Source organism: uncultured Veillonella sp. (assembly GCF_938010505.1).
GTDB lineage: Bacteria > Bacillota > Negativicutes > Veillonellales > Veillonellaceae > Veillonella.
This window is the reverse complement of record NZ_CALLVP010000003.1, coordinates 1-14,999: the sequence shown is the minus strand read 5'-3', so window position 1 is coordinate 14,999 and position 14,999 is coordinate 1. Positions and strand designations below refer to the sequence as shown.

Sequence of the window (14,999 nt, the reverse complement as noted above, 5' to 3'; positions counted from 1 at the left end):
CGATTTCTTTGGCAAGTGATATTGTACAATCCTTTGATGATGGCGTATATGGTCTCAATCGAATGACCGTAGATGACTTAATAAAAATTAAGGGGATTGGTACAGATAAAGCGGTGACTCTATGTGCAGCTCTTGAAATGGGGCGGAGATTAGGGGAACTAAAGATTAAAGAGACTTATGAAGATTTTTCACAACCCTTTGTCATAGCCCAATATGTGATGGAGCGACTGCGCCACGAAGATGTGGAGCATGTGTGGGCTGCTATGCTAACATCTCGGAACAAGCTTATCCAATTGGAACATATCTCTAATGGTGGACTTGTATCGAGTCTCGTAGAGCAAAGGGCCGTATTTAAAAAGGCTATAGCCTGCAATGCGGCGGCTATAATTCTAATTCATAACCATCCCTCAGGTGATAGTAGGCCTAGCGATGAAGACATACGGCTTACGAAACTATTTGTCAGTGCAGGTCAATTTATGGGAATCCCCGTACTTGATCATATCGTTATAGGGGACAACGAATTTACGAGTCTCAGCGAAATTGGCAAATTGAGTTGATTAGAATTTACGTTGGATAGAAAATAAATTGAACATAAATAAACTGAATAAAAAATAGATTGAATAGAAATTAAACTGAATAGGATTAACAAAAAGCACTTGTTTTGATAGGAATTCCACTTTGCTGGATATTAGTAAAGGGAAGGTGATATATCATTTTTAATGAGTGCTTTTTACTATTTTATATGAGACTTTATGTATGAAGTTATAAACATTTTATGGATGAAGTTATAAATGTTTTATGTATGACTTATGAGTACATGACCTATGCATTATCAGTGTTTTTAACAGAAAGGAAAGCGTTCATATCAATGGAAAAAGTCGCTTTATATATGGTAAAATGGAATGATGATGTAATGAAGGAGAAATTACTATGAGTTCCATTTTACCTACTCTAGGAAGAGATGTAAGTATAGATATTGGTTCCATACAAACGCGCCTCATGGGGGGGACGCGAGGAACCGTTATAAGCGAACCATCGATTATAGCAACTGATACAAAACAAGAAAAAGTGGTAGCCGTTGGAGATGAAGCGGCGCGCCTTGTATTGCGTATGCCTGATTTGTGGCGTCCTTTAACACCCTTAAAGGATGGATTTATCGTGGACTATCGCGTTATGCATACTATGCTGAGCTATTTTCTTAATAAGGTATCTAATGCGTTGCGTCGAGCTCGTGTTGTCGTAGGTGTTCCCTGTGGTATGACCGATGTTGAGCAAAGAGCCATGATGGATGCCGTTATTCAAGCTGGTGCTAGAGAGGTATTTCTTATCGAACGACCTGTGGCGGCTGCTATTGGTTGTGGTGTGCCTATCTTTGAAGCGCAAGGATCTATGGTCATTGATATCGGCGGTGGCACTATTGATATGGGGATTGTTTCTTTAGGTGGTATCGTGGATAGCAAAACAATTCGTTTTGGTGGTTCTGATATTAATAATGCCTTATTGCGCTATGTGCGTGAGTGTTTTGGCATTATCGTATCTGATGAAACTATAATAGATATTAAGCATACATTAGGAACAGCTGTCGCTCCTTTAGAGGATGCAGAGTATGCCTTTCAAGGGCGCGATATGATGAACGGTTTAGGTAGACGTTGTGTGATTCATCAATCTGAAGTGTACCAAGTTATAAATGAATGTTTGATAGGGCTCTTGGATGAGGTTAAGCAAATGATTCGTGCTACTGCACCAGAAATCGTGGCTGATATTATGCAACATGGCATATGTCTTACTGGCGGTACAGCAAGACTATCTGGTTTAGCGGACCGGATTGGTACTGAATTAGGGGTACCTGTTCATGTTCCTGAAGCACCTGAAACAAAAGTTGTGGTAGGCCTTAATGGGGCCTCATCTGATTTAGTGAGCTTATCGCGTTTTATTGTAAATTCTAAGAATAGAAAGGGCCGAGATTAGCATGATACAGTCAGATAAAAAGTTAATTATCATCGTTGTCATTGGTTGTATCCTATTGGCATTACTCGGCTTCGCATGGAAGCAACGAACTAGTATTCCCTTTGTTACAGTTACTCTTGAAGGGATTACGACGCCTTTTGCTTATGGTTCAGCTCGTTTATTAGATGGCGTTCAAACTAGCTTCACAGTGCTTAATAATGCTATCTTTTCTACTCTTGAAAGTGAAGAAGAAGAAGCTCGTAAAGCTACATTAGAGCAAAAGGTGGTTAACTACGATGAAGTAGTGGCAGAAAATATTCGCCTTCGTCAACTTTTAAACTATAAGAGTAATCATCCAGAATTTTCCATGACCTTAGCGGGTATCATTACAAAGGACTATGGTACTTGGACCAATACTTTTACCATTGATAAAGGTAGTGAAGAAGGAATGGCAGTTAACATGGCTGTTGTTGTACCTAGTGGTGTCGTTGGCTTTATCACGGATGTGTACCCACACTCTGCGCGTGTTCAAACTATTCTCGACCCACGTAGCGCAGTAGGAATTCTTGTACAGCGACCTGAGTCCCGCTTGTCTGGCGTTGTGAAAGGGAATGGCAACACACCTCGCACACCATCTATGGTAAATATTGCACGCGATGGTGACGTATTGGTAGGGGATAAGTTGATCACCTCCGGTTATGGCGGCATCTATCCGAAAGGATTGCCTGTCGGTAATGTGCAATCCATTGAAAATGATACGGAAGGTTTTGTAAAAAATGCAGTGGTAACACCAAGTGTGGATTTCCACCGTTTAGAAGAGGTCTTTGTACTTACCTCGTCTTCTCTAAGTGCACCACAAAAACCTGAACTTGAACCTAAACTTGTGCCTCAAACACAACGAGATCAAGTAGAAGGAGTAAAGGGGGCCGTTAAACAATGATGCGTTTAGCTCTAGTCCTCTGTGGATTTTTAGTTTACTTTATACAGGCGCAATTATTGCCTGCTATTTTCCATACAAATTGGTTACCAAATTTGATTTTGACGATTATCGTTATGGTAACTTTATTTAAAGGTCGTCGCATAGGTTTGATAGCAGCCGTTGTAGGAGGTATCATACACGATGTATTGATATCTAACTTCTTTGGGCTTCATCTATTCTCTTATGTGATTGTGGTATATCTATTATCTGCGGTAAAGCATCGTATCTATGAAGAACGCTGGTATTGGTCTAGTGGTATAGTAGCTATCTGTACATTGCTAGATGGCTTTATCCGTAGCTTTATGATATTAGCCAGTGGTGGCGATTTGCACTTAGGGCTATATCTATGGCATATGGTATTACCTGTGATGTTTTGGAATGGTTTGTTGGGTGCTATAGTACACGGTTTACTATGGCGTAAGGATGAAGAACAACAAGGTTATATTTGGTAAGGATTAAGGGGGTGAAAGAGTGCTTGAAGGCCTCTATAAACGAAGAAAAACGAGTCGCTTTGATGTACTCTTTTACATTGTAGCCGGCATATTTATAGTGTTAGCATTGCGTCTAATGACGTTGCAAATTTTGTCTGGTGGGTATTATCAAGCTAAGGCTGAAGGTAATCGCTTGCGCATGGTATCCATGACAGCTGCTCGCGGTATTATGTACGATCGAAACGGTCAGATCCTCGTAGGTTCGAGACCGGCGTACACCATATCCATTTTGCCTACAGGCAAGGCTTTAGATGAAGGTGAAGTTGCTAAATTGGCAGCCTTGCTAAAAATGAAGCCAGAAGATATTACAAAAAAGGTTAATGATCATAAATACGGTTATGAGCCAATTCGTATCGCCAACGATATTTCTATGGACGTAGTTACAACCATAGAAGAGCATCGTCATGAATTACCAGGCGTTACCATAGATGTAGAACCACTTCGCTATTATCCGTACGAAACGATGGCTTCTCAGCTTTTTGGTTATGTGGGGGAAGTGAGCGAAGAAGAACTAGAAGAGCTAAAACAGAAAGATCCGAATACTCTTGTTAGTAGTGGTACTATTTTAGGTCGTTCTGGGCTTGAAAAAATATATGATTCTATTTTGCGTGGCACCGATGGTGGTAAGCAAGTAGAGGTCGATGCTACAGGTCGTCCTGTGGCTGAAGTGGATAGGAAACATACAGTGCCTGGTTCTAATATTCACTTAACTATAGATGTGAATCTACAAAAGGCTGCTGAAGAAGCGGTTAAGAACCAATTAGAACAGTTACGTGCTCAAGGCATTCCAGCTCAAGGTGCTGCTGTAGTAGCAATGGATCCCAATACAGGTGCCATTTTGGCCATGGTCAGTGCACCTGAATTTAATCCTAACTGGTTTGCTAAAGGGATTACAACGGCGCAGTGGAATCAGCTGAATAACGATAAAAATCATCCTTTTGATAATAAAGTTATATCTGGTGAATATCCGCCAGGTTCTCCGTTCAAGATCATCACGGGTACGGCCGCATTAGATCTTAAAAAGGTTACTCCGGAAGAGATGATTTTTGATAGTGGTAAACATTGGCTTATCGATAAACGAAATGCAGAAGGCGAAGCATTGGGGTGGCTCAACTTTAATAAAGCTCTTGCAAAATCAGATAATGTTTACTTCTATGAAATGGGCAATCGCGTTGGCATAGAAGGACTTGTAAAATATGCTGGCTACTTTGGTATTGGTGAAAAGACCGGCATCAATCTTGTTGGTGAGGCCTCTGGTAATATGGCAAGTCCTACTTATAAACGCAAAGTGTATGATGAAGATTGGTACTTAGGTGAAACCTTTGATGCGGCCATAGGTCAGTCTTTTACCTTGGTGACACCATTACAAATGGCTGTTATGCTCAGTGAAGTAGCAAACGGTGGCATTAAATACCGCCCATATGTGGTGAGCCGTGTTGATAATAAGGATGGCACGCCAAAAGAAATCTTTGGTCCTGACAAACTCGGTATTTTACCTGTACCAAAGAATATTATGGATCTTGTTCGCGAAGGCTTGCGTGACGTTACTAATGAAGGTGGTACGGCAGGGGAATTATTTAAAGGATTTCCTATTGATGTAGCCGGCAAAACGGGTACTTCAGAGAATGCACATGGCAGAGATCACGGTTGGTTTGTAGCCTATGCACCGTATGATAAGCCACAAATTGTAGTGGTCGCACTTGTTGAGCAAGGAAGCTTTGGTGCTGGTTCTGCGGGGCCTATCGTACGAGATATATTGGCTGCGTACTTCAATGTGCCAGTGAATAAGAAATCTAATGATACAAATAGTAAAGGTAATAAAGAAACCGCTGCGGGGACAGGCGCTAATAATGGGCAAAAACCTCAAAATACGGTAACTAGTGGGCAACCAAGAAAGGATTAGTATGGGCGAGATAATCGGCGTTGTATCTGGTAAGGGTGGCGTAGGTAAGACTACGATTACCGCTTGCTTGGGTTCAGCCTTAAGCCATGCAGGGCATCGCGTATTGCTTTGTGATGGGGATTTTGGATTGCGCGACTTGGACCTTGTGTTAGGTGTGGCAAATGAAATCATTTACGACGCACTAGATGCGAGCGAAGATAAGGATTATACGGATGATGCCATCGTATCAATTGCTGAAAACTTAGATTTCCTACCAGCTAGCCAAAGTGCGCGTTGGGAAGATATAGGTCGTAAGAAGTATAAAAAATTAGTCCGTCGCCTTGGTGAGGACTATGATTATATTTTAATCGATGCTCCTGCTGGTATCGGAAAGGGCATAGAGTCTATTTTAGAATTAGTAAATCGCTGTATCGTAGTAACACATCCTTTATGGGTATCCTTACGTAATGGGGCGCGCATGATTCAAGTATGTCAGGAGCATAATATTCGTGATTATGCCATTGCTTTTAACGCGGTACCTATTGATGGAGAGAATATCAATTTATATGATATGTTAGATGTTCTTCGCGCTGAATATGTAGGGGCCATGATTCCTTATGACGAGGATGTTCAGGTGTATACGCAGGATGGTCATTTGTTAGAACTCGTTTCTAGCGATCTTAAAGCTATGTTAGCACCTCTTGTAGATTATGTAGCAACTGGCGATTGTTGGGAAGATTACGATGTACAAAAGCAGTTCGATGCTTATGTAACTAAGAAAAAAGCATCTAAGGAGCAAGATAGCATACCAAGTCTTGCAACAGTAGGTGAGTCTATTTTTGATGACTCTAACAATGTTCATTACATTAATCGTGGTGGTTGGACTACACAGCGCTTATTGGTGCAAGGTAAACAAAGCTTGTGGCGCCGTAGCAAGTTGAAATAGGTGATATGATGTGGCGTAAAATATGGAAAGATAGTGATTGGACTATCATCATATGTACAATATTACTTGTCGGAATTGGTCTTACAGCTATTGGTAGTGCTACCCATGTGAATCATGAAGCTATTGGTTTTGGTAGCTTAGTGGTGAAACAACTTGTATTCTTTTTAGCAAATATAGCCGTCGTTATAGGCATGCAATTTATAGATTACCATCGTCTAAAAGGATGGGGAAATATAATCTATGGGATTACCTTGCTTATGTTAATCGCAGTTATGGCAGTTGGTACCTCTGCACTAGGCGCACAGCGTTGGATTCAATTGGGACCTATTACCATTCAGCCTTCAGAGTTTTCTAAATTATTGATGATTATCTGTATGGCAAAAATGCTAGAACCTCGTATTGGCAAGTTAGACACCTTTAAATCTCTATTTTTACCGGTGTTATATGTAGGAATTCCGATTTTGCTCGTATTCCTGCAACCTGACTTGGGGACATCCCTTGTATATATTGCTATTTTTGTGGGCATGCTCTTTATTTCAGGTATTAAAACAAGACTTATCAAAATTATTACAGGCGTGACTTTACTCTTGATGCCTTTGGGCTGGTTTGTACTGAAAGAATACCAAAAACAACGTATTCTCGTATTTTTAAATCCAGATATCGATCCCTTTGGCTCTGGTTATCATATCATTCAATCTAAGATTGCCATCGGTTCGGGCATGATTTTTGGCAAAGGTATCTTTAATGGGACTCAAAGTCAGTTAAACTTTCTACCAGAAAATCATACGGACTTTATCTTTTCTGTAATAGGTGAAGAATTTGGCTTTGTGGGTTGTATTATAGTATTGCTATTATTGTTTATGCTTATTTACCGCAGTATTCAAGTAGCATATACTTGCAATTACAACTTTGGCATGTTATTAGCAACGGGTATCGGTACGATGTTCACTTTTGAGGTGCTCGTAAACGTAGGTATGACCATTGGTATTATGCCTGTAACAGGGATTCCATTGCCATTCCTTAGTTACGGTGTTAGTGCGTTAACGACTAATATGCTGAGCATCGGTATTTTATTAAATATCGCTAGACAGCGGACAAAATATATATTTTAGTATCCTTTCTAGGATTGATTGTGAAAGAAGTCTTTCATTAAAGACGGAGGATGTATGATTCAATTAGATACGTCATGGTTACAACATGTCCAAAAGCCAGCTCGTTATATGGGCGGCGAATACAATAGTATCGTGAAAGATCACAGTACTGTTGATGTAACTATGGCTTTAGGTTTTCCCGATGTGTACGAAGTGGCCATGAGTCATTTGGGCATCAAGATTTTGTATGGTCTCGTAAACCGTCGTGAAGATGCGGTAGCAGAGCGCGTATTTGCACCGTGGCACGATATGGAAGAGGAAATGCGCAAGCGCAATATTCCTTTGTTTTCTTTGGAGACACGTACTCCTATCAAAGACTTTGATATTCTAGGCTTTACTCTACAATATGAAATGAGCTTTACAAATATCTTAAATATGCTCGATTTAGCAGGCATTCCTATGTATGCTAAAGATCGTGATATGGATTTTCCATTGCTTGTGTGCGGTGGTCCCTGTGCGTTTAATGTAGAGCCAATTGCTGATTTCTTTGATATCGTATCCCTCGGGGAATCTGAAGAGTGGGGTGATGAGTTTATCGACCTATTCAAAGCGGAAAAAGCGAAAGGCTTCCCAGGTGGGAAAGAAGGCTTCTTGCGCAAAGTAGCTCAAATTCCTGGTACCTACTGTCCAGCGTTATACGATGTAGAGTATACAGAACAAGGAGATTTTAAATCTATTACGCCGCGCTTTGAAGAGGTGCCCGCAGCGGTGGTTAAACGCATCGTAGAAGATGTAGAAAATAGTTTCTACCCTACGAAGCCTGTAGTACCATTCCTTGATATTGTTCATGACCGTGCAGTTCTTGAATTATTCCGTGGTTGTACTCGTGGTTGTCGTTTCTGTCAGGCTGGTATGTTATATCGCCCTGTCCGTGAAAAAACACCAGAGCGTTTGCTGCAAATTGCTAAAGATACGATTGCCAATACTGGGTACAATGAGATTTCCTTGATGAGTTTAAGCTCTGCGGACTACTCCAAATTACCTGAGCTTGTAGATATGCTTATGGAAGAGTTTAAAGATAAACAAGTTAGCGTTAGCTTACCGTCCTTGCGTATCGACAGCTTCTCTATCGATATTGCGAAAAAGGTACAGCAAGTGCGCAAGAGTGGTCTTACCTTTGCTCCTGAAGCGGGTACGCAACGGATGCGCGATGTTATTAATAAAGGCGTTAGTGAAGAAGACTTATTGGCAGCGTGTACTAATGCTTTCAAATCTGGCTGGAATACAGTTAAATTATATTTTATGATGGGCCTTCCTACAGAAACCGACGAAGATTTGGCTGGTATTGCAGATCTTGCGTACAAGGTACTCGATTTACACCGTGAAATTACAGGGAAACGAAATGGTTCTGTAACGGTGAGCGTATCCTTTTTCGTGCCAAAAACACATTCTCCATATCAATGGTATGGTCAACAAGATGTAGAGGAAATTCATCGTAAACAACGTTACTTGAAGTCCCTCATCAATAATCGTAACATTTCCTACCACTACCATGATGGCTATACTGGCTACATGGAAGCTGCTTTTGCTCGTGGGGACCGCAGATTGTCTAAAGTTCTCGTAGAGGCTTGGAAAGCAGGTTGTAAATTCGATGGTTGGACCGAGTTCTTTAACTATGAAACTTGGTTGAAAGCATTTGCTGACTGTGGATTGGATCCTGCGTACTATGCACGTCGTACCCGTGATTTCGATGAGCCATTGCCTTGGGATCATTTAGATTGCACTGTAAGCAAAGCCTTCTTAAAACGCGAATGGGAACAAGCAGTAGAAGCGAACCTTACAGGCGATTGTCGTCGAGCTCCATGTAAGGGATGTAATGTATGTCCAGAGCTGGATACAGCTATTATTGACTATAAGGAGGGTGGCAGAGTTGAAAAAGTTACGTTTGGCCTTAAATAAAGGCGAAGAATTGAGATTCTTGTCGCACCTTGATTATGCTCAAGCTGTAGAGCGAATGATTCGACGAGCAGAAATTAAAATGGCTTATTCTGAAGGTTTTAACCCTCATATGAAAATTAGCTTCTCCTCTGCACTTGCCTTAGGTGTAACGGCAGCGGCTGAATATATCGATATGGATGTGCTCGAAGAGGATAGCTTAGAGTCCATTATGGACCGTTTAAACCGTGTAGCGCCATCAGGCCTTGAAGTGCTAAATGGTAAAGAAATGCCTGAAAAGGTGAAAAAGATGATGGCCATCTGTAACTTTGCTATCTATGAGGTAACAGGTCCTGTGACAGATGAAAATCCTGATTGGGATGTGTTACTCAAACCTTTTAATGAAGCAACGGAGATTTCTTATGAAAAGGTAACACCTAAGAAAACTCGTACCATTGATGTAAAAGAGTTTGTAAAAGAACCAATCATAGCCTCCGTTAAGGACGGTATGGTGACCCTTACAATGGGCATCGGCATTTATCCGCAAGGCACGATTAAACCTAGCGAAGTATGGAATCTCGGTAAGGATCAGTATAATTGGCCTATTACAACTAGCAACGAAATTCATCGTAAAGCCATTATGGTAGAAAACGAAGAAGGTCGCTATACGCCTTTAGAGATTAGTTACTAATTATAATTTAGATGACGAAGAAGGGAGGGATAAGATGCATAAAATTTTGGTCAATGTTATGCGCGAAGAAATTCGTATGGCTGTTATCGACGAAGAAGGCCAGCTAGTGGACTTTGTCTTGGAGCGTACCGATGAGTCTCATATGGCAAATCATATGTACAAAGGCACAGTAAAGAATGTGTTGAATGGTATGCAAGCGGCCTTTGTTGATATTGGAGGCTCTCAAAATGCGTATTTGAACCTTCAACAAGGGAAGGAACAGAAAATCTTGCCACGCCTATCTGTAGGGCAACAAATTCTTGTTCAAGTAGTGAAAGAAGAAATGCTCGGTAAAGGTGCCCGCGTGACTGCAGACGTTAGTTTGGCCGGTCGCTTTATGGTACTATTACCATATTCTGAAGGCATGCATATTTCTAAAAAAATTACTGACGAAGCCTTGCGTACAAAATTACAAGAGTTAGCAGCACCTTATGTACAAGAAGGTTGCGGTTTTATCATTCGTACTGCGGCAGCTAAGGCCAGTGCCGATGAAATCGGTCGCGATATGGAGTATCTGTGGCGGACTTGGCAACATGTGTTGAAGCGTTTTAAGGTTGCTAAGAGTGGTACTGACCTTTATAGTGATGCGGACTTTTGGTTCCGTCTTGTTCGGGACTATGCGCATCGCAATGTAGAGGAAATCATCGTTGATTCCGATATGGGAGAATCCCGATTGCTGGACCTCTTAGGGCATGGACCTACGTCGCAACAAATTAAAGTGACACGTCATCGTGATAGCACACCGATTTTTAAAGCAAATCACATTGAACCTCAATTAGAAGATCTTATCTCTCGCGATATTAATCTTCCTTCTGGTGGTTCAATCCGTATCGATCATACTGAAGCTCTCACCGTTTTTGATGTAAACTCTGCTCATTACACTGGCAAGTCTAATAAGCTGGAAGATTTAGCTTTCACAGTCAATAAAGAGGCGGCAAAAGAAATCTGTCGTCAATTGCGTTTGCGCGATATTGGCGGTATCATTGTAGTCGATTTCATCGATATGAAAGATAAAGAGCATCAACAAGAATTGTTAAAATTGTTGGGGGTACAAGCTAAGTTAGATAAAATGAAAACTGTTGTATGCGGCATTAGTTCGCTTGGCCTTGTAGAGATGACCCGAAAGCGAGCTCGCCAAGGTTTACAAACCTTGATGTTTGATACATGTCCTCAATGTGGTGGTACGGGCTATATGTTGTCAGGCCGCACCGTGTATATGCAGATTGTTCGTCGTATCCGCGAGTTATTTAAATCTGGACGTATTAAAACAGATTTAGAAATCGAAGTTCATCCAGAGGTAGCTCAATATTTAACAAAGGCTGTTCTCGTGGATTTGGGTGAGTCTATAGGGCGCAAGATTTCTATTGTGGTAAATCCACAAATTAGCCGTGAAGGGTATTCCCTGATGGCTGTAACTGAATAATATGTAGTTTGTTTATAGAGGAGTACCGTGTCTGTATTTGAAATTATATTAATTAGTATAGGCCTAGCGATGGATGCCTTTGGTGTATCTATCGGTAAGGGGCTGACAATGCCCGTAGGTGAGAATGGTCGTAAGGTAACCTTGGCATTTCTTTTTGGTTTGTTCCAGTTTTTTATGCCTCTTATTGGTTGGCTCATCGGTCGTCAATTTATCGATGTGATTGCTGATTGGGACCACTGGATTATCTTTGGACTTCTTGGCTATTTAGGTATCGCTATGATCAGAGAGGGACTTAGTGATGATGATGAAGAGGACGATGATAAGCAATTCTTGGGTGTTTGGGAAATGATGATGCTCTCCGTAGCGACTAGCCTTGATGCGATGGCTGTAGGGTTGACCTTTGCATTTTTACCTATCAATGTATGGGAAGCATCTACGATGATTGGTGTTATTACCTTTGGTATATCTTTAGTGGGTGTTTACTTAGGTAAATTTATGGGCCGATTTGTTGGAAAATATGCAGATATAGTAGGTGGAGGTGTATTGATTCTCATCGGTACAAAGATACTTTTACAACACCTTGGAATTATCGGAGAATTTTAAAGTTCTGTGTATATATAAGTGTTAAAAACTAGGCGAGTTCTGTCGTTTTTTTATTTGACATGATAGTGTAAATAGTATATACTATATCAGTATTAGTTCGGTTTACTGAACTTTGCAATCCGCGTGAAACAGGTTTAAACGCCCGACCGAAGTTCGGGTCGGGATACCGAATTCAGCGAGTTCGATAACAAGGAGGTGTTCTCATGTACGCAATTATTAAAACTGGTGGTAAACAATATCGTGTTGCTGAAGGCGATGTAATTACTATCGAAAAATTGGAAGCAGCTGCTGACGAGTCCGTTACATTCGAAGAAGTTTTGACTGTAGTGAATGACGGCGACGTTAAAGTTGGCGCTCCTCTTGTAAACGGTGCAAAAGTTACAGGTACAGTTCTTGAGCATGGTAAAGGTAAAAAAATCTTAGTATTCAAATACAAAGCTAAATCCAACTACCGTCGTCGTCAAGGCCATCGTCAACCGTTCACAAAAGTTCGTATTGAATCTATCCAAGCTTAATTATGGTTTCCATTGGAATCCAGCGGAATAGTGATGGTCAAATAGTTGGTTGTCATATGTCCGGTCATGCAGGATATGATGAACATGGCTTTGATATCGTATGTGCCGCAGTGTCTGCCTTATCGGCAACGGCAATGTTAGGACTCACCCAAATTGCTCGACAAGAAGGGGAGTATACGAATAGCGAAGGTCAATGTGATATAGTTCTCTCTGGTACGATTAATCAGAGTGGACAGGATATTCTGGGGACTATGCTTCTTGGTTTGGAGGAAATTAGCCGTCAATATCCAGAGTTTGTCCAAATTCACGAAATATAGGAGGTGAACTTAATGTTTACTTTTGATTTGCAATTGTTCGCACATAAAAAAGGTGTGTCCAGTACTCGTAACGGTCGTGACAGTGAATCTAAACGTCTTGGTGTTAAATGCCATGATGGTTCCATCGTAAAGAGCGGTAACATCATCGTTCGTCAACGTGGTACTCACTTCCACCCTGGTACTAACGTAGGTATCGGTAAAGATGACACTTTATTTGCACTTGTGCCTGGTAAAGTAGCATTTGAACGTGCTGGTCGTTATAACCGTAAAGTTAGCGTTTACCCTGTAGAAGCTTAATTTTACAAAGACTATTAATCCCTAGTGGTTTCCACTAGGGATTTTTTGTTTTTAAGTGGTATGTGTTTTAGAAATATAATATAATTAATATTATATTTTGGGAATGAGTTTGGGGATTAGAATCATCACCTTTATACTAACTAAAACTCCTAGTTGTAGTTAGTGACTGTTTGATCATTTAAGGGAAATACAAGGCGACAGGGGGCATTATGGCGCTGCTTGAGTTATCTAACATATCCTATGTTGTGAAAGACAAATCTATTATCCGTGACGTATCTCTGTCTATAAATAAGGGTGATTATATTACTGTTGTAGGTCCGTCTGGGAGTGGTAAAAGTACACTTTTAAAATTATGTAGTGATTTAATTAGTCCTACTTCGGGGGCAATTATTTATGATGGCCGTGATTTAGCTACCATAGATCCTGAAAGTTATCGTAAAGAAGTGGGGTATTGTTTTCAAAGGCCTTATTTGTTTGCGAAAATAGTACGACGGAATATTTTATTTCCTTATGATATTCGTGGTATGGAACCAGATATAAGTCGTATAGAATATCTTTTTGATTTATTTCATATGCCTATGGAGTATCTTGAGCGCCGTAACGATGAATTATCTGGCGGTGAAATGCAACGAATTTGCCTTATTCGAAGTCTTATATTTGAGCCTAAAATATTGCTTTTAGATGAGGTTACTTCTGCTTTAGATGCGACGAATACATCTATTGTGGAACATGTAATTAATGAGCTTCATAAAAAGGGAACTACTATTATCTCTATAACTCATAACGAAGCACAAAGTTTGCGTATGGCCAATCGCCGCATCACTATAGTGGATGGTCTATTAGCTAATGAGGAGGAATTGGGATGAGTCAATTTCAAACTATATCTGCTACATCCTTGTGTCTTGCATTCGTACTAGTTATCATCAGCCTGATTATGTCCTATCGACAAGAGTTGAAACTGGAGAAGGATATTATTATAAGTGCTTTGAGAGCTACTGTACAGCTCTTTATTATCGGCTTTATTTTATCTTATGTTTTTAGCACTGAAAGCCCTATATTTATAATTGGATTGTTAGGATTTATGGCTATAAATGCAGGTTATAACTCAGCTAAACGTGGAAAAACAATTCCCCATGTTTTATGGATTTCATGGTTCGCAATCATTGTAGGATCAGGGATGACATTATCTATATTGCTACTAACTGGCGTACTTACTTTTACGGCCTATCAAGTGATTCCCGTTGGTGGTATGGTTATCAGTGGTGCTATGATTGCTATCGGACTTTGTTATAGTCAATTGTTATCTAATTTTGAACTGCGAAAACAAGAGGTGGAAATCAAATTGGCTTTAGGTAGCACACCTAAGCAAGCTTCAAAAGCTATTGTACGTGATGTTATAAAGACAGGGCTACAGCCTACCGTGGATAGTGCCAAGACATTAGGCATTGTAGCATTGCCAGGAATGATGACAGGTCTTATTTTAGCGGGGATGCCACCGTTAGAAGCTGTAAAATACCAAATGATTGTAACCTTTATGACTTTATCTACCATATCAATTGCTTGCTTTATAACTTGTCAGCTAGCATATAGAACATTCTTTAATAATCGAAATCAATTAAATTAGTAAGTTTTCTTAAATATTAATAGTAAATAGGAGATAAAATGTAGGCACATACATTTTAGTCATATTCGATATAGATAATCGATATAGATTAGAAATTCCCGTAATATAAAGGTTGCTTCCTCCTGTGAGGTGGCAACCTTTTGTTGTGTATCAAATTCCTATGTTTTTTAGTAGGAATAGTGGTATACTATGTACAGTATCAGTGAAATACCAGAAGAC

General features: G+C 40.3%; 16 protein-coding genes. All 16 read left to right on the top strand.

What is annotated here, in order from left to right; translation table 11 throughout:
- Positions 1-557, top strand: a 557-nt coding sequence (locus Q0507_RS00110) for a RadC family protein (protein WP_298710608.1), incomplete at its 5' end; no start/stop codon positions are given.
- A 373-nt stretch (positions 558-930) separates the two neighbouring features.
- Positions 931-1,968, top strand: coding sequence for a rod shape-determining protein (locus tag Q0507_RS00105; RefSeq protein ID WP_298710605.1), 1,038 nt, complete (start codon positions 931-933; stop codon positions 1,966-1,968).
- A gap of 1 nt (position 1,969) precedes the next feature.
- A complete protein-coding gene (gene mreC / locus Q0507_RS00100; protein WP_298710602.1) occupies positions 1,970-2,887 on the top strand; it encodes a rod shape-determining protein MreC in 918 nt (305 codons plus the stop codon).
- The gene (gene mreD / locus Q0507_RS00095; RefSeq protein ID WP_298710599.1) at positions 2,884-3,378 is read left to right on the top strand and encodes a rod shape-determining protein MreD; all 495 of its coding nucleotides are present in this window, start codon (positions 2,884-2,886) and stop codon (positions 3,376-3,378) included. The genes mreC and mreD overlap by 4 nt, the downstream gene beginning before the upstream one ends.
- A gap of 19 nt (positions 3,379-3,397) precedes the next feature.
- Positions 3,398-5,320, top strand: coding sequence for a penicillin-binding protein 2 (gene mrdA / locus Q0507_RS00090; RefSeq protein WP_298710597.1), 1,923 nt, complete (start codon positions 3,398-3,400; stop codon positions 5,318-5,320).
- Position 5,321: 1 nt separating this feature from the next.
- The gene (locus tag Q0507_RS00085) at positions 5,322-6,245 is read left to right on the top strand and encodes an AAA family ATPase (RefSeq protein WP_298710594.1); all 924 of its coding nucleotides are present in this window, start codon (positions 5,322-5,324) and stop codon (positions 6,243-6,245) included.
- A gap of 8 nt (positions 6,246-6,253) precedes the next feature.
- Positions 6,254-7,357 (top strand): rod shape-determining protein RodA, encoded by a 1,104-nt coding sequence (rodA, locus tag Q0507_RS00080; RefSeq protein ID WP_298710611.1) that lies wholly within the window; start codon positions 6,254-6,256, stop codon positions 7,355-7,357.
- Between the two features lie 54 nt (positions 7,358-7,411).
- Positions 7,412-9,295: a TIGR03960 family B12-binding radical SAM protein gene (locus Q0507_RS00075; protein WP_298710592.1), complete on the top strand. Its 1,884-nt coding sequence runs from the start codon at positions 7,412-7,414 to the stop codon at positions 9,293-9,295.
- Entirely contained in the window at positions 9,267-9,962 is a 696-nt protein-coding gene (locus Q0507_RS00070) for a TIGR03936 family radical SAM-associated protein (protein ID WP_367268431.1), read from the top strand. Before Q0507_RS00075 ends, Q0507_RS00070 begins: the two co-directional genes overlap by 29 nt.
- Positions 9,963-9,996: 34 nt before the next feature.
- Positions 9,997-11,424: an Rne/Rng family ribonuclease gene (locus Q0507_RS00065; protein ID WP_298710586.1), complete on the top strand. Its 1,428-nt coding sequence runs from the start codon at positions 9,997-9,999 to the stop codon at positions 11,422-11,424.
- A gap of 27 nt (positions 11,425-11,451) precedes the next feature.
- Positions 11,452-12,027 (top strand): manganese efflux pump MntP family protein, encoded by a 576-nt coding sequence (locus tag Q0507_RS00060; RefSeq protein ID WP_298710583.1) that lies wholly within the window; start codon positions 11,452-11,454, stop codon positions 12,025-12,027.
- Positions 12,028-12,230: 203 nt separating this feature from the next.
- Positions 12,231-12,542 (top strand): 50S ribosomal protein L21, encoded by a 312-nt coding sequence (gene rplU, locus Q0507_RS00055; RefSeq protein WP_004696434.1) that lies wholly within the window; start codon positions 12,231-12,233, stop codon positions 12,540-12,542.
- 2 nt (positions 12,543-12,544) lie between these two features.
- Complete coding sequence (locus tag Q0507_RS00050) at positions 12,545-12,859, top strand: ribosomal-processing cysteine protease Prp (RefSeq protein WP_298710579.1); 315 nt, start codon at positions 12,545-12,547, stop codon at positions 12,857-12,859.
- Positions 12,860-12,871: 12 nt separating this feature from the next.
- A complete protein-coding gene (gene rpmA, locus Q0507_RS00045) occupies positions 12,872-13,156 on the top strand; it encodes a 50S ribosomal protein L27 (RefSeq protein WP_004696430.1) in 285 nt (94 codons plus the stop codon).
- Positions 13,157-13,365: 209 nt separating this feature from the next.
- On the top strand, positions 13,366-14,022 hold the full coding sequence (locus tag Q0507_RS00040; RefSeq protein WP_298710576.1) for an ATP-binding cassette domain-containing protein: 657 nt from the start codon (positions 13,366-13,368) through the stop codon (positions 14,020-14,022).
- Positions 14,019-14,780 carry an ABC transporter permease gene (fetB, locus tag Q0507_RS00035; RefSeq protein WP_298710573.1) on the top strand — a complete coding sequence of 254 codons (762 nt, stop codon included), beginning with the start codon at positions 14,019-14,021 and terminating at the stop codon, positions 14,778-14,780. The genes Q0507_RS00040 and fetB overlap by 4 nt, the downstream gene beginning before the upstream one ends.
- Positions 14,781-14,999 lie beyond the last annotated feature (219 nt).